Annotated in this window: 22 protein-coding genes; 9 read left to right on the top strand and 13 right to left on the bottom strand. The window is 34.5% G+C overall.

Translation table 11 applies throughout. From position 1 onward, the window contains the following. Positions 1 to 4: 4 nt before the first annotated feature. Genes hisD through hisIE form a run of 7 tightly spaced genes read left to right on the top strand, consistent with a single transcriptional unit; the run spans position 5 to position 6,171 of the window. A complete protein-coding gene (gene hisD, locus A9G48_RS09095) occupies positions 5 to 1,306 on the top strand; it encodes a histidinol dehydrogenase (protein ID WP_034945864.1) in 1,302 nt (433 codons plus the stop codon). A 9-nt stretch (positions 1,307 to 1,315) separates the two neighbouring features. Then, on the top strand, positions 1,316 to 2,374 hold the full coding sequence (gene hisC / locus A9G48_RS09090) for a histidinol-phosphate transaminase (protein ID WP_065576096.1): 1,059 nt from the start codon (positions 1,316 to 1,318) through the stop codon (positions 2,372 to 2,374). Positions 2,375 to 2,382: 8 nt separating this feature from the next. Next, positions 2,383 to 3,450: a bifunctional histidinol-phosphatase/imidazoleglycerol-phosphate dehydratase HisB gene (gene hisB, locus A9G48_RS09085; RefSeq protein ID WP_065576095.1), complete on the top strand. Its 1,068-nt coding sequence runs from the start codon at positions 2,383 to 2,385 to the stop codon at positions 3,448 to 3,450. Beyond that, on the top strand, positions 3,451 to 4,038 hold the full coding sequence (gene hisH, locus A9G48_RS09080; protein ID WP_065576094.1) for an imidazole glycerol phosphate synthase subunit HisH: 588 nt from the start codon (positions 3,451 to 3,453) through the stop codon (positions 4,036 to 4,038). A gap of 2 nt (positions 4,039 to 4,040) precedes the next feature. Beyond that, on the top strand, positions 4,041 to 4,793 hold the full coding sequence (hisA, locus tag A9G48_RS09075; RefSeq protein WP_065576093.1) for a 1-(5-phosphoribosyl)-5-[(5-phosphoribosylamino)methylideneamino]imidazole-4-carboxamide isomerase: 753 nt from the start codon (positions 4,041 to 4,043) through the stop codon (positions 4,791 to 4,793). Beyond that, positions 4,775 to 5,551, top strand: a complete 777-nt coding sequence (gene hisF / locus A9G48_RS09070; RefSeq protein WP_065576092.1) for an imidazole glycerol phosphate synthase subunit HisF — start codon at positions 4,775 to 4,777, stop codon at positions 5,549 to 5,551. Before hisA ends, hisF begins: the two co-directional genes overlap by 19 nt. Beyond that, entirely contained in the window at positions 5,545 to 6,171 is a 627-nt protein-coding gene (gene hisIE, locus A9G48_RS09065; protein WP_065576091.1) for a bifunctional phosphoribosyl-AMP cyclohydrolase/phosphoribosyl-ATP diphosphatase HisIE, read from the top strand. Before hisF ends, hisIE begins: the two co-directional genes overlap by 7 nt. Positions 6,172 to 6,246: 75 nt before the next feature. Here the strand turns inward: hisIE and cysB are convergent, their stop codons facing one another. The 3 genes from cysB to matP all read right to left on the bottom strand — a co-directional run bounded on the left by cysB (position 6,247) and on the right by matP (position 10,487). Beyond that, positions 6,247 to 7,218, bottom strand: coding sequence for an HTH-type transcriptional regulator CysB (gene cysB / locus A9G48_RS09060; protein ID WP_034945872.1), 972 nt, complete (start codon positions 7,216 to 7,218; stop codon positions 6,247 to 6,249). A gap of 165 nt (positions 7,219 to 7,383) precedes the next feature. Further along, positions 7,384 to 9,993, bottom strand: coding sequence for a type I DNA topoisomerase (gene topA / locus A9G48_RS09055; RefSeq protein WP_065576090.1), 2,610 nt, complete (start codon positions 9,991 to 9,993; stop codon positions 7,384 to 7,386). A gap of 29 nt (positions 9,994 to 10,022) precedes the next feature. Then, on the bottom strand, positions 10,023 to 10,487 hold the full coding sequence (gene matP / locus A9G48_RS09050; RefSeq protein WP_065568516.1) for a macrodomain Ter protein MatP: 465 nt from the start codon (positions 10,485 to 10,487) through the stop codon (positions 10,023 to 10,025). Between the two features lie 150 nt (positions 10,488 to 10,637). On the opposite strand from matP, the gene A9G48_RS09045 reads away from it, so the two are divergent. Further along, a complete protein-coding gene (locus tag A9G48_RS09045) occupies positions 10,638 to 12,326 on the top strand; it encodes an amidohydrolase (protein WP_034945875.1) in 1,689 nt (562 codons plus the stop codon). 168 nt (positions 12,327 to 12,494) lie between these two features. Here A9G48_RS09045 and A9G48_RS11675 read toward each other — a convergent pair whose 3' ends face one another. Both A9G48_RS11675 and A9G48_RS09035 read right to left on the bottom strand, forming a co-directional pair. Further along, positions 12,495 to 12,650, bottom strand: a complete 156-nt coding sequence (locus tag A9G48_RS11675) for a hypothetical protein (RefSeq protein ID WP_155268323.1) — start codon at positions 12,648 to 12,650, stop codon at positions 12,495 to 12,497. A gap of 907 nt (positions 12,651 to 13,557) precedes the next feature. Further along, positions 13,558 to 13,779 carry a hypothetical protein gene (locus tag A9G48_RS09035; RefSeq protein ID WP_065576089.1) on the bottom strand — a complete coding sequence of 74 codons (222 nt, stop codon included), beginning with the start codon at positions 13,777 to 13,779 and terminating at the stop codon, positions 13,558 to 13,560. Between the two features lie 350 nt (positions 13,780 to 14,129). On the opposite strand from A9G48_RS09035, the gene A9G48_RS09030 reads away from it, so the two are divergent. Further along, positions 14,130 to 15,491, top strand: a complete 1,362-nt coding sequence (locus A9G48_RS09030) for an APC family permease (RefSeq protein ID WP_034945878.1) — start codon at positions 14,130 to 14,132, stop codon at positions 15,489 to 15,491. Between the two features lie 122 nt (positions 15,492 to 15,613). Here A9G48_RS09030 and A9G48_RS09025 read toward each other — a convergent pair whose 3' ends face one another. The 8 genes from A9G48_RS09025 to A9G48_RS08990 all read right to left on the bottom strand — a co-directional run bounded on the left by A9G48_RS09025 (position 15,614) and on the right by A9G48_RS08990 (position 23,073). Then, entirely contained in the window at positions 15,614 to 15,877 is a 264-nt protein-coding gene (locus A9G48_RS09025; RefSeq protein ID WP_034913021.1) for an HPr family phosphocarrier protein, read from the bottom strand. A 152-nt stretch (positions 15,878 to 16,029) separates the two neighbouring features. Continuing rightward, positions 16,030 to 16,968 carry a phosphatidate cytidylyltransferase gene (locus A9G48_RS09020; RefSeq protein WP_034945880.1) on the bottom strand — a complete coding sequence of 313 codons (939 nt, stop codon included), beginning with the start codon at positions 16,966 to 16,968 and terminating at the stop codon, positions 16,030 to 16,032. Between the two features lie 62 nt (positions 16,969 to 17,030). Next, entirely contained in the window at positions 17,031 to 17,513 is a 483-nt protein-coding gene (locus A9G48_RS09015) for a hypothetical protein (protein ID WP_034945882.1), read from the bottom strand. Then, positions 17,507 to 18,838, bottom strand: a complete 1,332-nt coding sequence (locus A9G48_RS09010) for a phosphatase PAP2/dual specificity phosphatase family protein (RefSeq protein WP_051825222.1) — start codon at positions 18,836 to 18,838, stop codon at positions 17,507 to 17,509. The genes A9G48_RS09015 and A9G48_RS09010 overlap by 7 nt, the downstream gene beginning before the upstream one ends. A gap of 6 nt (positions 18,839 to 18,844) precedes the next feature. Further along, positions 18,845 to 20,602, bottom strand: a complete 1,758-nt coding sequence (locus A9G48_RS09005; RefSeq protein ID WP_034945884.1) for a bifunctional alpha/beta hydrolase/class I SAM-dependent methyltransferase — start codon at positions 20,600 to 20,602, stop codon at positions 18,845 to 18,847. Between the two features lie 9 nt (positions 20,603 to 20,611). After that, a complete protein-coding gene (locus tag A9G48_RS09000; RefSeq protein ID WP_034946232.1) occupies positions 20,612 to 21,223 on the bottom strand; it encodes a CDP-alcohol phosphatidyltransferase family protein in 612 nt (203 codons plus the stop codon). Positions 21,224 to 21,367: 144 nt separating this feature from the next. Beyond that, positions 21,368 to 22,087, bottom strand: coding sequence for an epoxyqueuosine reductase QueH (locus tag A9G48_RS08995; protein WP_034946235.1), 720 nt, complete (start codon positions 22,085 to 22,087; stop codon positions 21,368 to 21,370). Positions 22,088 to 22,740: 653 nt separating this feature from the next. Further along, positions 22,741 to 23,073: a DMT family transporter gene (locus A9G48_RS08990; RefSeq protein ID WP_034945887.1), complete on the bottom strand. Its 333-nt coding sequence runs from the start codon at positions 23,071 to 23,073 to the stop codon at positions 22,741 to 22,743. Positions 23,074 to 23,113: the final 40 nt, after the last annotated feature.

The raw sequence follows: 23,113 nt of genomic DNA, 5'->3' as shown, positions 1-23,113 counted from the left end.
TAATATGAAACTCTCTTATTGGCAACAATGTACTAACGAACAACAAAAAGCGCTACTAACTCGCCCTGCAATTACTGCTTCTGATTCGATTAGTCAATCGGTAACTGATATTTTGGGTCAAGTTAAACAAAATGGTGATGAGGCATTAAAAACGCTTAGTAACAAGTTTGATAAAGTTCAGATCAAGCAATTTAAATTAACTCAAGATGAAATTAAAGCTGCAACTTGCCGAGTTAATTCAGAATTGAAACAAGCTATGCAACTTGCTGTTTCTAATATCGAAAAATTCCACCTAGCTCAAGTAAAACAAGCTATTACAGTTGAAACAATGCCAGGTATAAATTGTCAGCAAGTGACTCGCCCAATTGAATCAGTAGGACTATATATTCCTGGTGGCTCAGCACCTTTATTATCAACCGTATTAATGCTAGCAATCCCTGCAAAAATTGCAGGATGTAGTAAAGTTATTTTATGCTCGCCGCCTCCGATTGCTGATGAAATATTATATGCGGCTGAACTTTGTGGCGTGACCGAAGTTTACCAGCTTGGTGGAGCCCAAGCAATTGCAGCTATGGCATTTGGAACCGAATCAGTGCCTAAAGTAGCTAAGATTTTTGGTCCTGGAAATGCTTACGTTACCGAAGCCAAACGCCAAGTTAGCCAACGCCTTGATGGCGCAGCCATTGATATGCCTGCAGGTCCATCTGAAGTATTAGTCATTGCTGATAGTTCGGCTAATCCAGCTTTTATTGCAGCCGATCTTTTGTCGCAAGCTGAACATGGTCCTGATTCACAAGTTATTTTGTTAACACCTGATGAAAAAATAGCACAAGCAGTATCGATTGAAGTCGATAAACAACTTACGCAACTATCCCGCCAGAATATCGCTGAAAAATCATTGCAAGAAAGTCGCCTTATTGTAACTAAAGATTTGGATGAATGTGTTGCTATTAGTAATCGCTATGGTCCCGAACACTTAATTATTCAAACTGCAAATGCGGATGAATTAGTTGAGCAAATTACTAGTGCTGGCTCAATCTTTTTAGGGGATTGGTCACCGGAGTCAGCAGGTGATTATGCATCAGGAACCAATCATGTATTACCAACTTATGGTTATACAGCCACATATTCTAGTCTTGGGCTTGCTGATTTTCAAAAACGTATGACGGTGCAAAAATTAACACCAGAAGGATTAAAAGCAATAGGTAATGCCGTTGAGCTTATGGCAGAGGCTGAACAACTAACCGCTCATAAACAAGCAGTTAGTCTTCGTTTATCGGTATTAAATTCAATAAATCAAAAATAGGTAGTTAAAATGGATATTAATAAATTAGTTCGAAAAAATGTTCAGCAATTAACACCTTATCAATCTGCTCGGCGAATTGGTGGTCAAGGCGATGTGTGGCTAAATGCCAACGAGTACCCCGTTGCTCCACATTTTGACTTGACAGATCAAACCTTAAACCGTTATCCAGAACCGCAGCCTGAAAAAGTAATTCAGCGTTATGCACAATATGCAGGGGTTAAAACTGAACAAGTGCTTGTTAGCCGAGGAGCTGATGAGGCCATTGAGCTTTTAATGCGTGCATTTTGTGAGCCTCAGCACGATAGTATTTTATATTGTCCACCAACTTATGGCATGTACCAAGTAAGTGCTGAGACATTAGGTATTAAAACCAAAACTGTGCCAACCACTTCTGATTGGCAACTTGATCTTGAGGGTATAAAACAAAATATTGATATTGTAAAACTAATTTATGTCTGTTCACCAAATAATCCGACCGGTAATTTAATCAATTCTGATGATATCAAAGCTTTACTTAATATTGCCAAAGATCGTGCTTTGGTCATTATTGATGAGGCTTATATTGAGTTTTCACCTGAATCTAGTGTCGTTAGTTGGCTTAATGACTATCCTCACTTGGTGATTTTACGAACATTATCCAAAGCCTTTGCTTTGGCTGGATTACGTTGCGGTTTCACCATTGCTAATAAACCTGTGATCGAAGCCTTACAGAAGGTTATTGCACCATACCCTCTAGCAACCCCTGTTGCTGATATTGCAGCTCAAGCATTGAGTAAAGATGGTGTGAATACCATGAAGCTACATGTGGTAAATTTAAATAATCAAAAGGAAAAATTTGCCAATTTACTTCGACAATTGCCAATTGTCGAAAAAATTTATCCGAGTTATTCCAACTATTTGTGTGTTAAATTTCAATATGATAAAGATGTATTTAATATTTTATGGTGCCAAGGCATTATTTTACGCAATCAAAGTAAATCTATTGGGCAACAAAATATAATTCGAATTACCATTGGTACTCAAGCCGAGTGCGAAGCTGTCATTTCTGCGCTCAAAAAAATTAAATAGGAGCAAAAATGTTACAAAAGTACTTATTTATTGATCGAGATGGCACATTAATTACGGAGCCTCCGGTTGATTTTCAGGTTGATCAGTTTGAAAAATTGGCTTTTGAACCTAATGTGATCCCAGCACTACTCAAGCTACAAACTGCGGGATACCATTTAGTGATGGTTACCAATCAAGATGGGCTCGGTACTAGTAGCTATCCACAGGCTGATTTTGATGGTCCACACAATCTGATGATGCAGATTTTTAAATCGCAAGGTGTTAATTTTGAGGATGTCTTAATTTGTCCTCACTTTCCAGAAGATAATTGTGAGTGTCGTAAGCCGAAAATCCAATTAGTTTTTCCATATCTTACGAGTGGTAAATTGGATAAACAAAACAGTTATGTTATTGGTGACAGGGTCACTGATATTCAATTGGCTGAAAACATGCAAATCCAAGGATTACGATATCATCCTGAAAATTTAAACTGGGAGGAAATCGCCCAACGATTAACCATTAAAGATCGTTATGCAAAAGTTAAACGCAATACCAAAGAAACTAAAATACTTGTTGAAGTGTGGCTTGATCGCCAAGGTGGCAGTCAAATTAATACTGGAGTTGGTTTTTTTGATCATATGCTCGATCAAATTGCAACTCATGGCGGAATTAAACTCAATATCCAAGTTGATGGTGATTTACATATTGATGATCATCATACCATAGAAGACACTGGACTAGCTTTAGGAGAGGCACTAAAAATAGCACTAGGTGATAAACGTGGTATTACTCGTTATGCCTCAGTTATCCCTATGGACGAGTGTTTAGCTAAATGTGCAATAGATATTTCAGGACGCCCTTATCTAAAATTTAAAGCAGAGTTTACTCACCCTAAAGTTGGCGATATGAGCACGCAAATGGTAGAACATTTCTTTTACTCAATTAGTTATGCTATGGCTATTACATTGCATATTGAAACAGAAGGCGATAATGATCATCATAAAGTAGAAAGTTTATTTAAAGCTTTTGCTAGAACATTAAAACAAGTCATCAAAATTGAAAGTGACCGATTACCAAGCTCAAAAGGAGTACTATAAATGAAGATTGTCATCCTCGATACTGGCTGTGCTAATTTATCTTCGGTCAAATATGCCGTGCAACGATTAGGTTATGATCCAATAATTAGCCTTGACCCAGATATCGTGCTCAGCTCAGATAAGTTGTTTTTACCAGGAGTAGGATCTGCAAGTTCGGCAATGAAAAAATTAAAAGAGCGTAATTTAATCGAACTAATAAGAGTTTGTACTCAACCAGTATTAGGAATCTGCCTTGGTATGCAACTTTTAGCCGATTATAGTACCGAAGGACATGTTAATACATTGGGAATTATTCACGAAAAAGTTAGAAAAATTCCTGATTGTGGTTTACCTTTACCTCATATGGGGTGGAATCAGGTTTTTCCTCAAGCCGGTCATCATTTATTTCGAGATATTCCTGATGCTGCTCATTTTTACTTTGTACATGGATACGCGATGCCATTATGCTCAGCAACAATAGCAGAAACCAATTACGGCGAAAGCTTTACCGCTGCCGTACAAAAAGAAAACTTTTACGGCGTGCAATTTCATCCCGAGCGTTCTGGCTCAGTCGGTGCAAAATTGCTAAAAAACTTTTTGGAGATGTAACTATGATAGCTTTTCCAACAATCATTCCTGCACTTGATTTAATCGATGGTTCTGTTGTGCGATTACATCAAGGTGATTATGAGCAAAAACGTGATTATGGCAACGATCCACTTTTACGCTTACAGGATTATGAAAAACAAGGTGCTAAACTGTTACATCTTGTTGATTTAACAGGTGCGAAAGATCCCCAAAAACGCCAAATTTCGCTAATACAAACTCTGATTAATGGCGTGCAAATACCGGTTCAAGTCGGTGGAGGAATTCGTACTGAAAAAGATATACAATCATTGCTATCTGCCGGCGCGGCTCGCATAGTAATTGGTTCGACAGCTATTAAGCAACCCGAATTGGTCAAACAGTGGTTTTCAAAATATGGTGCACAAAGGCTAGTATTGGCTCTTGATGTCCGCATTAACAACCAAGGAAATAAATATGTCGCTATTCATGGGTGGCAAGAAGATTCCTGTCAGACACTAGAACAAGTGATTGATGATTACCTTCCCTATGGCTTAAGACATGTATTGTGTACAGATATTTCTAAAGATGGCACTCTCAGTGGCTCAAACGTTCAGTTGTATCAGGAAATTAGTCATAAATACCCACAGATTGCTTTTCAAGCGTCTGGAGGAATTGGTCAATTGAGTGATGTCAAAGCACTGAAAGACAGCGGTGTTAAAAGTGTCATTGTTGGGCGAGCTTTACTTGAAGAAAAATTTACCGTTCAGGAGGCAATTTCATGTTGGCTAAAAGAATAATCCCCTGTTTAGATGTTCGCGATGGACAAGTGGTTAAAGGTATACAATTTCGCCATCATGAAATTATTGGAGACATAGTCCCCTTAGCAAAAAGATATGCTGAAGAAGGTGCAGATGAGCTCGTTTTTTATGATATTACCGCTTCATCTGACGGTCGTGTTGTCGATAAAAGTTGGATCGCAAAAGTTGCCGAAGTAATTGATATTCCTTTTTGTGTTGCTGGTGGTATTAAAACGGTGGAAGATGCAGGTCAAATATTAACCTTTGGGGCCGATAAAATTTCGATTAACTCCCCTGGCCTTGCTGATCCTAGTTTAATTACAAGGCTTGCAGATCGCTACGGAGTACAGTGCATTGTAGTTGGCATTGATAGCTGGTATGACAAACAGTCAAACAATTATCATGTTTATCAATTTACTGGTGACGAAAAACGTACCGTTGCCACAAAATGGAACACTCTCGACTGGGTACAGGAGGTACAAAAACGTGGTGCAGGTGAAATTGTGCTTAATATGATGAACCAAGACGGCGTTCGTAATGGATATGATATTATTCAACTAAACGCCGTTCGAGAAGTATGCAACGTGCCACTGATTGCTTCTGGCGGTGCTGGTACTATTGAGCATTTTTTACAGGTATTTAATGAAGCACAAGTTGATGGAGCATTAGCTGCCTCAGTTTTTCATAAACAAATTATTAATATTGGTGAACTTAAACAATATTTGGCACAACATGGAGTAAATATTCGATTATGTTAACGCAAAATTGCAATACCCAATTAGATTTACAACAACTGGATTGGCAAAAAGTGGATAATTTAATGCCAGTCATTATTCAGCATTATGTTTCGGGCGATGTGTTAATGCTTGGCTATATGAATCAAGAAGCGTTAGCACAAACACAAAATAGCGGCAAAGTCACTTTTTATTCACGAACCAAACAGCGCCTTTGGACAAAAGGCGAAACTTCTGGCAATTTTCTTAATGTTGTGAGTATTTCAACTGATTGTGATAATGATACGTTATTGATTTTAGTTGATCCAGTTGGTCCAACTTGCCATACCGGTTCAACAAGTTGTTTTGCTTCGACTAAAACCCAATGGGGATTTTTGTTTGAATTAGAGCAGATAATTGCTGGGCGTAAAAATGTCGATCCTCAGTCATCATATACCGCAAAACTGTATCATGACGGCACTAAACGCATAGCCCAAAAAGTGGGAGAAGAAGGCGTTGAAACAGCCCTTGCAGCAACAGTTAATGACCGCGAGGAACTAAAAAATGAATCTGCCGATTTAATTTATCATTTATTAGTTTTACTCCAAGACCAAAATCTGTCTTTACAAGATGTCATTGGTATTTTAAAAGCTAGACATGAATAGTTATAATCCATCCAAAGTGCGAGTTGTGTCGCACTTTGTTTCAATTTTTTATTCTTATAAAAAAGATAGAATAAATTAGTAAACCGGTAATTTTACCCCGTTAAACATCGTTAATACTTCGGAAGTGTTTTCACATAACATAATTTTGTCAACTGTTTGTCGATTCAAATGAGGCGAAAACTGACTGATAAAATCATACATATAACTGCGTAAATATAATGAGCGAGAAAAAACAATATAGGTCGTGCTGTAAGGAAAAATATGCCCAGCATTAAGTACAACTAAATCATCATCTGAAGCATTGAACACGGCCATTTTTGCTACAATACCAACGCCAATGCCTAATTTAACATAAGTTTTAATTAACTCGGCATCCGTTGTGCTAAAAACAATATTAGGCGATTGGTTAGCACGCAAGAAAGCTTGATTTAAATCTGAACCATCATTAGAAAAATCATAACTAACTAACGGATATTTTGAAAGCTCTTCAATCGAAATTAATTTACTTTTGGCAAGCGGGTGTTCTTTCATCACAATCACAGCTTGGTTCCAGTGATAACAAGGTAAGGCAATCATATCATCGCTAAGCTGTGAGATATCGGTCACAATAGCAAATTCAGCCAGGCCTGCTTGAGTTTGTAAAATAGATTGTAGGGATGAGCCTTGCTCCATATGCAAAGTAATACTTGGGTATTGCAGCATAAATTGTTGGATCACAACTGGCAAGGTATAACGTGCTTGAGTATAGGTAGTTGCGATCGTTAATGAACCTTGATTAGGTTGGCTAAATTCTTTGGCGATAATCTTAATATCATTGGACTTATTGAGGATTTCTCGAGCAAGAGCAATAATTTTTTCACCAACAGGTGTGATTTGAGAAAGATGCTTACCCACTCGAGTAAATATCTGAACGCCAAGCTCGTCTTCTAATAATTTTATTTGTTTGCTTATACCCGGTTGAGAAGTATACAGTTTTTCGGATGTTAGCGATACATTGAGGTCGTTATTTGCGACCTCAACAATATAACGTAATTGCTGCAATTTCATATTACACAAAAGCTCCTTTAACTGTATGCTTTTCTCTCTTTTAATAATGCTTTAAAAGGGAGAATTTAGAAGGTAAGATTTTACATGTCAGCACAAAATAAAATCGTTTTTATACTGAAAAGCATACTTTCCTGAAACTTTTTAACAAAATTTAAAGGCTCTTACCTACTTTTTACCATTAACCCATTTACCATCTACGTATTGCATCACCCATCCTGTGGATTTTCCATTAACTTCAGAAGTAACATATTGTTGTTTGTTTTTACGACTAAAACGGACAATTGATGGATTTCCATTAGGATCTTTATTTGGAGCCTCAGTTAAATAAACAAATTTTTCCGGCAAACGATCTTTAAAACGTTGTAACTCTTCAATCAAAGGAGCACGTGTTTCTCTTGATTTTGGAAAGTTATGCGCCGCCAAAAAGATACCCGCAGCACCGTCACGTAATACAAAATGTGCATCTGACTTGGTGCATTTTAGTTCAGGTAGATCAACTGGGTCTTCTTTTGGTGGTGCAACATCACCATTTTTTAAGATCTTACGCGTATTTTTACAATCAGGATTAGTACAGCCCATATATAGACCAAATCGCCCTGATTTTAAATGCATTTCTGAACCACATTTTTCGCACTCAATAATTGGTCCTTCGTAACTTTTAACCTTAAAGTTACCTTTTTCCACAATAAAACCATCACAAATTGGGTTATTGCCACAGATATGTAGTTTTCGTTCATTATCAAGCAGATAACTATCCATAGCTGTGTGACATTTTGGACAACGTTTACGTGCTCTTAAGGCATCGGTTTCTGCTGTTTCAGCTTCTTCTAGAATATTTAATGTTTCGTGCTCAGGAATTAAGTTAATAGTTTGCTTACAACGTTCCTTAGGTGGCAACGCATAGCCTGAACAAGCTAAAAACACACCAGTACCGGCAGTCTTAATACCCATTTCACGCCCACAATTTGGACATTTAATTTCAGGTGTTAGCACCAATGGATTAAGCTTCATTCCCCCTTTATCTGGCGCCTGTTCAGCAACCTCAAGATGCTGACTAAAATCACTAAAAAACTGATCAAGCACTTCTCGCCATTCTTGTTTTTTATGAGCAATTTCATCCAGAGCATGTTCCATACGTGCTGTAAAATCATAACTCATTAGGTCATTGAAGTTTTCACTAAGTCTATCGGTAACAATTTCACCAATTTTTTCAGCATAAAACCGACGATTATCTAAACGTACATAACCACGATCTTGAATTGTCGAAATAATGGTTGCATAAGTCGATGGTCGCCCAATTTCTCGCCTTTCAAGCTCTTTAACAAGAGATGCTTCGTTATATCTTGCCGGCGGTTTGGTAAAATGCTGATTTGGATTTAAGTTAATTAAATCAAGCAGATCGTTTATCGATAGTGATGGTAATATTTTATCTTCATTATTTTTGGCTAGTTGTGGCTGTACTTTAGTCCAACCATCAAAACGCAATGTCCGACCTTTGGCTTTTAAAGTAAAATCACCTGAATTAACCGTAATTGTTGTTGAGTTATATTCAGCCGATGTCATTTGGCAAGCTACAAATTGGCGCCAAATTAGTTGGTATAATTTAGCGGCATCAGCTTCAACATCACTAAGATTATCAGCTAAGATTGTAACATCTGATGGGCGAATCGCTTCATGTGCTTCTTGCGAGTTCTTTTTACTACTGTATACATTAGCCGATTTTGGTAGATATTTATCGCCAAAATTTTTACCGATATAATCACGTACCATCACTAGTGCATCCTGACTTAAATTGGTCGAATCAGTACGCATATAGGTAATGTAACCTGCTTCATATAATCTTTGAGCCAACATCATGGTTTTTTTAACACCAAAACCAAGACGAGTACTTGCTGCCTGCTGTAAAGTCGAGGTAATAAAAGGTGCTGTTGGATTACTTTTAGTTGGCTTTTCTTCAATATTAGTTACTTGATATTGGCTTTTACTAAGTTCAGCTAGCGCAATATCAATGGCAACTTTATCTTTAGGTTCGAATGCTTCGTTTTTATAATGAGTGACTTGTAAACTTAATGGTTCATTTTTAGCCGTCTTCAAATCAGCAAACAGATCCCAGTATTCTTCAGGAATAAAAGCATGAATTTCACGTTCACGTTCAACAACAAGACGTACTGCAACAGATTGTACACGACCTGCTGATAAGCCTCTAGCAACCTTTTTCCAAAGTAATGGCGATAGCATAAAGCCAACGACTCGATCCATAAATCGACGTGCTTGCTGGGCGTTAACCCTATCCATATCAAGCATCGACGGTTCATTAAAAGCATTTTTGATGGCCGTTTTGGTAATTTCGTTAAAAACAACACGACGATACTTGCTATCTTCACCACCTATCACATCTTTAAGATGCCATGCAATGGCCTCCCCTTCTCTATCCAAATCGGTTGCGAGATAGATCATGTCAGCATCTTTAGCCAGTTTTTTCAGGTCAGACACAACCCGCTCTTTGCCAGGTAGAATTTCGTAATGTGCTTTCCAACCGTTATATGGGTCAACGCTCATGCGATCGACTAAGGCTTGTTTTTCGGAACGTTTAACTTTTTTCTCGGTTTTATTTTTTGTTTCTTTTGCGGTTTTTTCAGCTCGTTGGCTGCTACCACTCACAGGTAGATCGCGAATATGACCTACACTTGATTTAACCACGAAATCTTTACCAAGATATTTATTAATCGTTTTTGCTTTGGCTGGCGATTCCACAATAACAAGGGATTTTCCCATAATTAAACCTATTTATCCTGTTGTTTTAGTTATTTACCGTCCAGTTTCACATTAAGAATTGACAGTAAATCGTCTTTAATTGTTGATACTTTTGTTGCATATTGCTCTTTCTGCTCAGCATCTTCAATCAGTTGCGTAATGGTTTGTGACAACGTGCATCCTCGGCGTTTCGCCAAATTAGCCAATCGTTGCCAGACTAAAAATTCCAAATCAATGGATTTTTTTCGAGTATATTGTTGTTCTGCATTAAAATGTCGTTTCCGTTTAGCCCGAATAGTTTGTTTCATACGATTATCTAAATCAGGGTTTAAATGCGCTTTTATCCAATCAACGACATTCGTTGGATTATGTTCTAATTGCATTAATTCATTTACGGCATGCTCAGCAGCGCTTTTTTCAATATAACGAGTAATTAACTCACCTTCTAGATGCCTTTTTACTAAATAATGCCACTTCCAACCGCATTCAAGGTTTTCTAATTGTTGATACTTCATCTGCTCACCTTGTGACGCTGTAACTAATCTAGTTTATTTGTAGCATAATCTCGACACACAATAAAGAAAATTATTACATTTGACAAATTTTTTATAAATCTGCTATCGTTCACCTTTCATTTTTGATGTTTATTTAAGGAATCACTCATAATGGTTAAAGCTGATGTTATTTATATTAATGGCTATATTTATACAGCAGATAAACAAAACAGTGTTTGTGAGGCTGTAGCGATTAAAAATGGCTATATTATTGCAACAGGAACTTCGCAAGAAATAAATAGCAGTAATTATATTGATAATCAAACAATAATTAATGATTTAAAAGGTAAAACCATGATGCCTGGCATCATTGATTCGCATTTGCATACTTTTTGGGGAGGAATGCAACTATCTTCATGTAATTTGAATTATCAAAGCTTAACTATTGATGAAACCTTAGCCATTATACAACAATATTTAGATAAAGATTCTATAAGCGATGATAATCACTGGTTGCAAGTTCGTGGTTGGTTACGACAAGAGGTGTTACCTATCGGTACCGATATTACACGCTTTGACCTTGATAGGCTCAATACAAAACGCCCTGTTATTTTATTTTCAAATGACTGTCATACATTAGTTGCCAATAGCATTGCTTTAGAAAAATTTGGGCTAGATAGAAACTCGCCAGAGCCAACTGATGGTAAAATTGGTCGTACTGATGACGGCGAATTAAATGGTATATTAGAAGATGCCCCAGCCATGCGTGCATTTGACAGCATATCTAAACTCACCGATGAACAAGCACTTAATATTGCAAAATTATCGCAAGCAGAATTAAATAAACAGGGCGTTACTGCCGTTATGGATGCTCGAATTACTGAAACTCAAGCAGATGCCTTTTTAAGACTACAGCAACAAGATACACTTTCTATCCGTTTGTTTGGGGCTCGAGAATTGCCACCTGATGATGTGTCATCAATCGCCGATATTCCAAATGTCATTGAGAAAGTAAAACAGTTTGCCGCTCGTTATGATGATAAAAACTGGCAACCTAAACCAGGCATTAAAATATCACATACTAAGTTATTTGTAGATGGCGTAATGCAAGCACCTTTGATGACTGCACGATTACTTAAACCATATCAATTAGAAGACGAAAAAGATCGTTACGGAGATCTTTATTATTCCACTGAAATGTTAGATGCATTAATACTTGAATCTGCAAAAGCAGGTTTTCATCCACATATGCATACTGTAGGTGAAGGGGCAATTGAAGTGGTACTTGATGCTATTGAAAAAATGCGAAAAGCCTTACCTAATGCTGATATCCGTCCAAGCACTGCACATAACGAACTAAGCGCAGCACACCAGTTTGCCAGATATAAACAATTAAACGCTTGCGTAGTATTTTCTTTCCAGTGGGCTGGTTGTAGTTCGGCAATGATCGAACAATATAAAACGTTATTTGGTCCAGAGCGTTATAACGGTTTAGAAGCTCATGGACAATATATAGATGCAGGTGTAACTTGCGCATTTGGGAGTGATTGGCCAATTGATCCGTTAAATGAGTGGTATGATTTCCAAATTGCCATGACCCGACAAATTGATGCTGATCATCCGCAATTAGATAGTGATCGTAATTTAACCATTACCGAAGTATTACGTAGTGCCACTATCAATGCTGCATATGTATTAAAACAAGATGAATATATTGGTTCAATTGAAAAAGGTAAATTTGCTGATTTAATTATTTTAGATCGCAACCCATTTACCATACCAACTAATGATATCCAAAACGTTAATGTGTTAACAACTATTGTTGGCGGTAAAACGGTTTATCAAAATGATGTAATTTAAAATTTAAATTTTTTTATGTCAAATTGCTACACCAACAATTATTAGTGGTGTAGCATAAATAATTATCCAAGCTTTAATCAACTTCAATTGCTTTTTCTGTTTCCACCGCTTTCGTTTTTATGAAATGTAAAATAATAGCAATAATCAATGCTTCGATAAACATATCAATCACACACCATATGGTCCCTTAGTCATTCCCCCTAAAGCTACTAAACCACTAAATGCGACAAGCGAATCTATGCCATTTATCATGCCTAACAGACCAGCAACCACTATACTTTTAGCATGAGCCAATGCAATATTTGGCAACACATCTATTTCCATTTGTTACTCATGAGCCATCACATCTTCAAAAAAACTTTTAACATCTATTTAAATAAGGTTGGCCAGTTTCAGCCATTAAATTAATGATAGATGATTTGTGATTCGTAACTTCACTGATTAAATCAACCGATAAAACAAGGATTGACAGCATAAATATAGCCTCTTTATTATTGATAACTATCAAAAATAACTTAATTTTTGCATTATTTCGCACATTAAATATACAATAATTTATTTATGCCGACATTTATTTTGTATGACAAATAATAGATTTGGATCACAAATATGAAAATTAAAACGCATAATGTGTTTTTCCCGAAATCGCTAAAGCTTTTGTTTTCTGTCTTGTGAATCGCTAAATAATTATTGATAATGCTATATCTCAGTTCAAATTTTGGGATTTTCTATTCGTTTGTGGATAGGCAATTTTGTGAATTTTTGATTAATATAATGGTTATCACACAGTTTACCTAAATAAACAAAGATAGCGCATTTTTGTTAAAAAGTTTCAGGAACGCAATGTGTTTAAGTAAAAACAAAAATCATATCAATAACAGCAAATAAAAATTTCCTAGTTTGATGTCATTTTTAAATAAAGAGAAACTATAGGAATTTTTCATGTTATTTATAGTAATTTCTTAAATTATCCCTACATCTTAATTTTGTATCCATATTTTCATATATTTTAATCGGTTTAAGAGGAATTAATTCTTTGTGGTTTACTTCACATTCAGAATTTTTATTTGAAAGAATAATGATTTGTCCCAATGGTAATTTGAAGTCAAGAAGTGCATATGGTACAACGGGAGCTAATGTATAAAACTCTCTATCTCTGTTATCTGGAGGAAACTCATAATAAACAACTTTTTTATTATAGACATACACGATCGTGTCAGAATGTTACTGATTATAGTCCAAAATCAGTATTGGTATCAAAATATTGAACTTTTTTGACATCAATAGCTTGATCACGCATAAACTTTAAATAATATCTGCCGATATTGCCACTTATTAACCACAACTCATCCCATTTTAAATCAGTATAATCAGTTAACTTGATAGTTTTAATAGAATTTTCTTCAATATTATTTAATATTTTTTCTAATAGTGCTTTATTACAATTTGTCAAAACTAAACAAATAATTAATAAAAAATAATTTTTTTCATTTTTTGATTTCCCTTTTACCTTAAAACTAGATTTACTGTTTTATAGCTCTAATTTTTTCCTAAAATATTATTTATTTTAAAACATCAAATATAAATCGATATTGAATTAGTGGAAAAAATTTTACTTTATTAGGAGTTGATTATAATTAGTTCATATTAAATAATTTGCATAATTTAATGTCAATATAATTAAAATTAGCTTGCATAATTATTATAATATGGCAGAATTCCCTGCCGCTTTAAGCGGGTAAAAAGGCAAAACTATACTTAGTAGTTTTTTATTGTTTTTTGGGACAGAGGAGCAAAGTAGTCATGTCCGCAATAAAAATGAAACGAGTTTTAACCACACCTGCATTAATTGCATTTGGTTTAGCTTATATGGTTCCTTTGGGAATCTTTACCACTTATGGGGAAGTCACTGTTGCCAGTAATGGACACTTGCCTATAGCCTATATTATCACCCTTGCGATGATCTTTTTTACAGCCTTAAGCTATTGTCGTATGGCAAATAAGCTACCTATTGCTGGTTCTGCTTATTCCTATGTACAACGCACTTTTGGTGGAAAAGTTGGATTTTTGGTGGGTTGGGCACAAATTCTTGATTACCTATTTTTACCAATATTAAATTATTTGGTACTAGGTATTTATCTTAATGAAGCATTTCCTAGTATTCCTGCACCTTTTTTTGTATTGGGGTCTTTAATTAGTGTTAGCTTTTTAAATTATTTAGGAATTAAATTAATTAATTCGGTTAATTTCACTTTGATCATTGTCCAAGTAATTTTTATCGGATTATTTATCTTTTTGACATTTACCAGTGTCAATTTGACCCCTGATTCTATGATGAAACCTCTATTAGTCAATCCAAAAGATTTTAGTGGATTACTATCTGGTGCAGCAATATTATGCCTTGCTTTTTTAGGCTTTGATGCTATTGCTACATTAGCTGAAGAATCTAATGATGCCCAAAAATCACTACCAAAAGCAATTATATGGACAGTACTCATTGCTGGATGTATCTTTTTAGTTGTTTCTTATTGTGCACATTTGGCTTATCCTTCTTGGACTGATTTTGTTGATAATAAAGATACCGCAAGTTTAGCAGTAGTTCGTCAAGTTGGTATTATTAGCCATTTAGGTAGTGAATTTATGTATAACTTTTTCCAAGCGGCTTATTTAACGGGGGTGTTTGCTTCAGCAATGACTGCACAAACCAGTGTATCACGGATATTCTATGCAATGGGACGTGAAGGGGTGCTACCTAAACAGATTTTTTATAAAATTCACCCACGCTTTAGAACACCTTATTTATCGATTATCTTTGTTGCCTGTTTTTCATTGCTGTCATTAGTACTAGATCTTAGTTTAGTGGTTTCAATGATAAGTTTTGGTGCATTAGTGGCTTTTACTTTTGTCAATTTATGTGTTATTAAAAGCTATTTAGGAAAAGGAAGCTCAAAAACAATATCAATGCTATTTAAATATGGACTATTACCTACAATTGGCGTTTTACTTTCATTGTGGTTGTGGACAAGCCTTGATGCGACAGCAATGATTGTTGGTTTAATTTGGTTAGCAATTGGGTTCTTCTATCTAATTTATCTAACTAAAGGTTTTACTACATTATTGCCATCAATTGATCATAAAGAATTAAGTTCAATAATTAAAGATTAAGTTAAAATCTTTTTAAACAGGTCTACTTAAAAGTATTTAGTTATGCCCTTTAAAAAATCCCGTCGATTAAAATCGACGGGATTATTAAAATATTTTAAGCTAACTTATATTAACTAAGTTAATTATTCACCAAAACCAGTTGCAAATAATTCACGGATTTCGTCCATTGCTGCTTGTTCATCTTCACCATCACAGATGATTTCTACAGTTGAACCACCTTTAACGCCTGCACCAAGTAAACCCATCATACTTTTTAATTTAATTGCTTTATCATTATAAACAAGCTCAATTGAAGATTTATAGCGACCAGCTAATTTAACTAGTGTTGTAACTGGGCGAGCATGTAAGCCCGTTGAATTTTTTACTACCATTTGCTCTTTTAACATATTATATATCCTTCTTTATATCTTAATATTAATACAATGCCTGTATTTATATCATAAATTAAATTGTTTTTCTCTTTTTTACATGTAAATTTTTATACTATTTCATTTTTGTAAATTATTAAAATTACAGTTAGTTAAATATTATAGAAGCCCTATATCCAAAAATAACGGACAACATGAAAAAAGATAGGCGCAGCAAAACAGATAGAATCAAAACGATCAAGTACACCACCATGACCACCGATTAGCTTTCCCCAATCTTTTACACCTCTATCACGTTTAATGGCTGACATAACCAATCCCCCCAGAAACCCCAGCAACGTAAGCATAAGTGAAATTAAGCCCGCTTGTATAAAGCTAAAAGGGGTTAACCAAAATAAACAAGCACCTATTAAACTTGCTGATAATATTCCACCAATAAATCCTTCAATGGTTTTAGATGGTGATAGATTAGGGCTAATTTTGCGTTTACCAAACAACTTACCAAACACGTATTGCAACACATCAGATAGTTCAACAACTAATACCAAATAAGCAATTAACAAAAGATTACGATCTTCATAATTATCAATAGGTAATATTAATATTGCTGGTACACAAGAAATGCTATAAACTGTAATCATTAACCCCCATTGCACTTCAGCAGTTCGTGCTAAAAAATTATCCGTTGACCCTGTTATTGCTGCTAAAATTGCTAATAATAAAAAACCATAAACAGGAATAAAGATACTAAACAACTCATACCATGACATAACCACTAAAATGTATTGCACTGGTAAAGCAATACAATAAGCAAATATCAATGCATAAAAATCATAACGATTGACAGAGGTTAAAATTAAAAATTCACGTAATGCAATACCTGATATCACAAAGAACAGAAAAATCACAGCTAATTTCCCTATCAAAAACGCAACACTGATAATTGCCACCATTACCCACCATGCGTTTATGCGAGTATTGAGATTATCAATTACACTATTTGGACTATTAAAACGCCTTTTTAGCAGCCAACCAATAGTTGATGCAATCATAAGAAAAATAGCAATACCGCTAAATAACAACAAAATATCACTTTGATAATTAAACATTATTTATTATTTTCCTCTTATTATTTATTGTTTAATATAAAGCTATTTTATTATCAAGTTTATTAACAAACTTGAATAATACTACTAACCCATGCGTTTATTAACAATATGATTTGTATTACAAGCACAATAATTTGTTGCTTAAACAACCTTAATGTACCTTGTTGACGTGCTGTAATGGTTCTTGTTGGTAACTGGTCAGATTTAATTAAATGAAAGGTTACTAACGCATTATCTAATTCTATTAGTGTATTAGTTAGTTGTTCGTTACAGGTTACTAGATAATCAAACAACCGCTTGTCAAATTGGATACGCAAGAAGTAATAGAGGTTAATTAAGCCAATAATAAAGGCCATAAAATAAAAAATAGTTAATGATAAAGGCCCATTAATTATCCCATTTGTTATTAAACCAAAGCATAAGGCTATAATGGTTAATAGTAGTGAAAATAGGCCAATTGGTAAGCTAATAGCCAATAAGCTACAAAATGTCACCAGTGATGTTTGAGACACTGTTACTATTTTGTATTCATCATGATTTAACATGTCAATTCCCTTTTTACTATTTGTGAAAACCATTCAGATAATATTAACCGTTGCTTAGTGGTAATAACCGTATTACTCCGGCATGTTTTTACCTTAGCTATTGCTTCATCTATACTTGATACTCTTTTAGTCAACACTAACCAAGCAATAATAGCTGTAGCACTGCGCGAATACCCCAAAGCACAACAGACTAATAATTTACCCTGCTTATTAAACTTTTCAATAGTTTCGGCTGTTTGTTGACATTTTTCAATATTGAGTGGTGTCATATCCAATACAGGGATCAGTTTATAATGGCTATTAAATTGGGTTATCGGTAATTCAGCACAAAGATCTACAATAAAAGTAAATTGATTTCCTAGCAATATCTTATTAGATGGTATGCGACCTAAATAAACATTATCAGCAATTAAATCCATTGGATTATTTTTAAATGTCCATACCCGTGAATTAATCCACATAATAATAAAATAAGGCAAATATAAAATAGTAACGACCAAATTAAAGTGCCCATTATCCTGTTTTTGAAAACCGACCACGCCAAATAATAAATAATTTAGAGATACTAGTAAAAATGCACCTGAAACCCATAATAACCATAATGCCCAAGAAGAAAAATAGATAGCAGAACAAAACGAGAATAAAAACAGTAAAAAATAGATGCTACCCCACACATATTGTTTAGGTAACTGATCAATTTTTATTGGCGATAAATGATTGTCTGGCCATAACCAGATACAAAAGCACCCCACCCAAAGCCCTGTCGGAATATCAAAAAAATGATGTTGCCAAGTGGTTAATACTGATAAGCCGATCAATAAGCACAAAATATTCAACATATAACGCCAAATTCCTCGAAAATAACTGGCGTAAAATTGCCACAAAATAACCAATAAGGTAATGTGAAGTGATGGTGCTTGATTAAAGGGTTTATCAAACCCCATTAAGATATCAAATAATATCCCCGATAATCCATCTAATGCAGGTCGTTCAAAAGAAAATTTGAGCGGGAAGATCAAAAAACAGGTTATACAAATAATCTGAGCAGATAAAAGACGAAAACAGAGGATTTTTAGTGTTTGATAAGAACAAGCCAGCAAAATTGCAAGCCCATACATAAGGTCTATCGACCAATAAGGTATGATGGACCAAGGCCATAAAGGGATTAAACGTTCCCATTCAAAAACAATACGACCTACATCGTTACGTGTAGAAGTAAACCAGTTAGCAAAATTATAGCTAGTAAAAAAGAATGCGACCAAACTAATTAGCCATATTGATTTATAAGCAATAAACTTATTAAACCGCCATTTTACGCTAATCATTATTAATTATTTAATTCGTTGCGCAAGTGATACGGTAAAAATTCCCCATTTATCAATACGCATGGTTATTTTTCTAAAACCTGCCGATGCAACTAATTGATCCATTTCAAGTTGAGTACGTCTTCTCATAATCCATGGTTTTCCATCACGATGAGATGTTAGTATCCTTGCTATAAGCTCTAACTGTGGATGCCATGGCTGGTTGGTATAAATTAAATATCCTCCTTCAGGCACAGACTCAGCAAGCCCTGCTAGAGAATCACGTAACATCTGATTATCGCTAAACAGCTCATACAACCCAGAAACAACAGCTAATGTGGTGGTAGGTGACAATTGGGCTAATTGCTGTCGATTAAAAGCATCCCCTTTTTCAAAACGCACTATATCCGTTAAGCCTTTTTCTTCTATTAACGCTCTACCCTTTTGTACATTAATATCGCTGTAATCTCGTAATAATACAGAATTAGGCTTGTTAGAAATTTGATTAACTGTTTCTAAAATATAACGCCCGTGCCCTGCGGCTATATCAACAATATCCACAGAATAGTTCTGCGCATGTAACTTATCGATGGCTAATTTTAATAGTTCTTCAAGATGCACTTTACGCTGTCTAATTCCTCGCCAACCAATCGATTGAAGATAAATATAATCCAAAAAATGTCCAAGTTTTGATGTTCCTGATGGTTCATTACGATAAACGTAATCAAGTGTGCTTCCCGAATCAAATCCTGTATTAAATCCTAACTTGATTCCATCTGAGAGTTTACTAGCATATTTTAAATTAGCTTTAATAAATCGCCAGTATAAAGTCTTAATCAAACCTGATGGCGGCAATGTTAAATTGTCGGCCTCTTGCCTTGTGTATCCTATCAAATCAGCATTAGTTAATAATGGAACACATGGTTGGTTAGCAAAACAACCAATAATAAATCGTCTTGCATAATCAATTGCTAATTTACGGTCTTTTTCACCAAAAGTGTCATGATAAAATCCAGGTAATATATGAAACTCTTTTTGTTCTGTACCTAAATTATTGTAAAACAGTTTTTGTTGTTTGCGCTTGACAACATAATCTGAACCTGAAACTAACAACTGTGTTGGTACAGTTATCGCATTTGCATCTTTAACAATACGATCCGACACTGCATATAAATCCAAAAGTAAGCGTACTGATATTGGTCGTGTTATTAACGGATCTTCTGTGAAAGATTGTACTCGATCAGCATCATGTGTCAACAAATTAGGTTTTACATAGCTATTAACAAAAAAGTTACCTTTCAAGTTATACAGTAATTTTAAACTTGGCACAGCTAATGGCACATACAATTTTATGTCAAAAGCTGGCGAGCCAAGTACTAAAGCACGAATATTTGGCACATAATCATGTACCCATGCTGAAGCGATAACCGCACCCACACTTTGGGCTATAACAGCAATATCTTCTGGGTTTATATCATAGCCATCTATAATATGTTCAATAAAACAGTTTGCATCTTTAATTAAAGTTGCAAAATCAGGAGCATCACCTCGCTCACCTTCAGATTGACCGTTACCTCGTGCATCCCAAGCAAAGATATGATAATCGGGTAGATTTAATTCGTCAGCAAGATGTGCTACTCGCCCAGAGTGTTCATGACCACGATGAAAAAGAACAATTGCTCGCGAAGGTTTAGTATTGCTATCACTGTCAACTGCTGGCCAATAACGATAAAATAATTGGCAGCTATCATGGCTAATAAATGTTTTTTGTTGCTGTTGACGCATATTTTCTCCTTATGATTTTTGAGCGTCTAAAATCCCTTTTCGAATTCTATTAATAATGGTATAAATTAGCAAAATACTGATTATAGATAATAATATATTGATCCAATTTAAAGGTAATAAATAAGTTGCAATGGCTAGACTTATAGCCCCAAAAGCAAACGCTCGATCGCTTTTTCCCATTGGGCCGTCATACCGCCGTGAAACACCGACCATAATACCTAACACGCCACTATATTCTGTTAATAATGACAATAAAATCACCAAAATGACTAAATCATTATTCACGACATCTATTGTCGTAAAAATAAATAATAATGCACTATCTGACACAACATCACAAATTTCATTTAAATAAGCACCCAAATTTGTTTGTTGGTTATATTCTTTTGCTAATATGCCATCAATAGCATTGAGTGCCATACGAATAAACATCCATATTGGAACAAGGAAAAAAATCCATTGGTACGTAACTAATGCGCCAACAACTAAAGCAATCAAAATTGAACCAAAACAGGCGGTTAATGTTACCTGATTGGCGGTAATATTGGCCTTATAAAGAAAATTAGCATAAGGCCTAAGGATTGCTTGAAATTTTGGTTTTAATTGATAAATTGACAATATGCTAATACCCCTCATTGCAAACACATAACTTATAGCTAATCTAATGAATTATAATAATATAAATTATAGATATAACTATTGAATAATTTTTGAGAATTGCGTGTTCATAAATAAACCTACCATGATTTTAATGTATCTTTATGCTTAAAGGTCTTTCTCTAATCCTTGTTTAGCAATAGCTATCACACTTTTCAAATCGACACCTTGTGCTTTGGCAGCAAAAATACAACCACAATAGCATTGTCGATATACATCGTATTCTTTACAAAGTTCAATTGAGCGTTTATAACCATTATTCTTTTTAAAATCAGAAGGTAAATAATTCACTGAAAAAATCTCTTGGATTTCAAATCCAAGTTCATTTATCTTTTGGCTATTTTTTTTAGGGCTAAGCGTTAATGCACTAGCAAAATAATCGAATCCCAACTCTTGAGCTTTAATGGCTGCTAAATCTAAACGCATTTTGTAACAGATATGGCAACGCTCGCCACCTTCGGGCTCATCACGCAAATGACCAACTTGTTTAATAAATTCTGCTGGCTGATAAGGCGCCTCTAAAAATTGCACATTATTGCCTGTTTTTTCGTTAAAGTCGGCGATAAATTTTTGCTGTACCACGCTACGATGCTCATATTCAACACGAGGATGAATATTTGAATTAGCAAAATAGATCGTAATATCAGCATATTGAGCTAAATATTCTAAAACATAAGTACTACACGGCGCACAGCAGCTATGAATCAATAATTTAGGACGAACTTCTTTCAATTGCCAATCGGCAATCACATCTTTTAACACAGAATCATAATTGATTTTATTATGAGGGTTTAGTTTTTCGAGAATATCTTTGGCATTAATTAACATGAGGACTAAATTTATAATTTTGGTGGTTAAAGTCTTTTTAAGTGGATATATAATATAGCGATATATGCAACCATTCAAGATAAGCATAAAAATTTTAATGCTTCAACGTTCACATCACTTAAAACATTTTATCATACAGAATTATTACTTTAATATTATCATTCTTATTAATGATGATGTGTTATTTGATAACTTTTAAAGTTTTCGATGAACCAAATATATTTATTTTTATACGGTTACTTACAAAAATGTTAACTATTTTATATGGAAAGCAATGATTATTTTAAGGCAAATTATTCTATAAAAAAGAAACTTAATAAATAGGATTTATAAAAAGTAAGTAAACTTATTTTTATAATTAATATAGTTTTTGTATATAGGTAGCGTTGAAAATTATTTAAAACTCTTTTTGGTATTATTTAACATGAAAAGGTTGATATAACTAATTTTATTTTACTTCACTTTAATTTTTGATTCATTTTTTGGGGTTAGTTTGTTTATGTTACCACACCGCTTAGAGAGTACTAAAAATGTCAACTAAACCATGCAAGTTGTCTATAAAATAAATGAACGAGTGTTGAATAATTACTTTTCTATTTTTAGAAATTTACATTATTGAACAGATTTACAGAGCACTCTCTCAATAAGTAATTTTAATGCCCTGAGACCTTAGAAAACAGATTTATTATAATAACACCAAACATAATGAATCCCATGCCAATCATTGCAGCTAAATCCAAACTTTGTTTTAAGAAAATCCAAGCTATTAAACTAATAAGAACGATACCAATTCCTGACCAAATTGCATAAGCGATACCTACTGGAATTGTTTTTAATGCTAAAGAAAGAATATAAAATGAAGCGCTATAACCGATAATGGTTATAATCGAGAAAACAAGATTGGTAAAACCATTAGATAATTTCAATGAAGAAGTTGCGATAACTTCACAAATAATTGCAAAAAAAAGAAGCAAATATGAATTCATTTTTAATACCTATAATTACTTAAAATGCTAATATAAATAA

The sequence above is a fragment of the Gilliamella sp. wkB18 genome, assembly GCF_001690875.1.
GTDB lineage: Bacteria > Pseudomonadota > Gammaproteobacteria > Enterobacterales > Orbaceae > Gilliamella > Gilliamella apicola_A.
This window is presented reverse-complemented; position numbering and strand designations above follow the sequence as displayed.

Bases quoted from the DNA above. Each gene is read 5' to 3' on its own strand.
- hisD (WP_034945864.1), top strand. From the start codon at position 5: ATGAAACTCTCTTATTGGCAACAATGTACTAACGAACAACAAAAAGCG.
- hisC (WP_065576096.1), top strand. From the start codon at position 1,316: ATGGATATTAATAAATTAGTTCGAAAAAATGTTCAGCAATTAACACCT.
- hisB (WP_065576095.1), top strand. From the start codon at position 2,383: ATGTTACAAAAGTACTTATTTATTGATCGAGATGGCACATTAATTACG.
- hisH (WP_065576094.1), top strand. From the start codon at position 3,451: ATGAAGATTGTCATCCTCGATACTGGCTGTGCTAATTTATCTTCGGTC.
- hisA (WP_065576093.1), top strand. From the start codon at position 4,041: ATGATAGCTTTTCCAACAATCATTCCTGCACTTGATTTAATCGATGGT.
- hisF (WP_065576092.1), top strand. From the start codon at position 4,775: ATGTTGGCTAAAAGAATAATCCCCTGTTTAGATGTTCGCGATGGACAA.
- hisIE (WP_065576091.1), top strand. From the start codon at position 5,545: ATGTTAACGCAAAATTGCAATACCCAATTAGATTTACAACAACTGGAT.
- cysB (WP_034945872.1), bottom strand. From the start codon at position 7,218: ATGAAATTGCAGCAATTACGTTATATTGTTGAGGTCGCAAATAACGAC.
- topA (WP_065576090.1), bottom strand. From the start codon at position 9,993: ATGGGAAAATCCCTTGTTATTGTGGAATCGCCAGCCAAAGCAAAAACG.
- matP (WP_065568516.1), bottom strand. From the start codon at position 10,487: ATGAAGTATCAACAATTAGAAAACCTTGAATGCGGTTGGAAGTGGCAT.
- A9G48_RS09045 (WP_034945875.1), top strand. From the start codon at position 10,638: ATGGTTAAAGCTGATGTTATTTATATTAATGGCTATATTTATACAGCA.
- A9G48_RS11675 (WP_155268323.1), bottom strand. From the start codon at position 12,650: ATGGAAATAGATGTGTTGCCAAATATTGCATTGGCTCATGCTAAAAGT.
- A9G48_RS09030 (WP_034945878.1), top strand. From the start codon at position 14,130: ATGTCCGCAATAAAAATGAAACGAGTTTTAACCACACCTGCATTAATT.
- A9G48_RS09025 (WP_034913021.1), bottom strand. From the start codon at position 15,877: ATGTTAAAAGAGCAAATGGTAGTAAAAAATTCAACGGGCTTACATGCT.
- A9G48_RS09020 (WP_034945880.1), bottom strand. From the start codon at position 16,968: ATGTTTAATTATCAAAGTGATATTTTGTTGTTATTTAGCGGTATTGCT.
- A9G48_RS09015 (WP_034945882.1), bottom strand. From the start codon at position 17,513: ATGTTAAATCATGATGAATACAAAATAGTAACAGTGTCTCAAACATCA.
- A9G48_RS09010 (WP_051825222.1), bottom strand. From the start codon at position 18,838: ATGATTAGCGTAAAATGGCGGTTTAATAAGTTTATTGCTTATAAATCA.
- A9G48_RS09005 (WP_034945884.1), bottom strand. From the start codon at position 20,602: ATGCGTCAACAGCAACAAAAAACATTTATTAGCCATGATAGCTGCCAA.
- A9G48_RS08995 (WP_034946235.1), bottom strand. From the start codon at position 22,087: ATGTTAATTAATGCCAAAGATATTCTCGAAAAACTAAACCCTCATAAT.
- A9G48_RS08990 (WP_034945887.1), bottom strand. From the start codon at position 23,073: ATGAATTCATATTTGCTTCTTTTTTTTGCAATTATTTGTGAAGTTATC.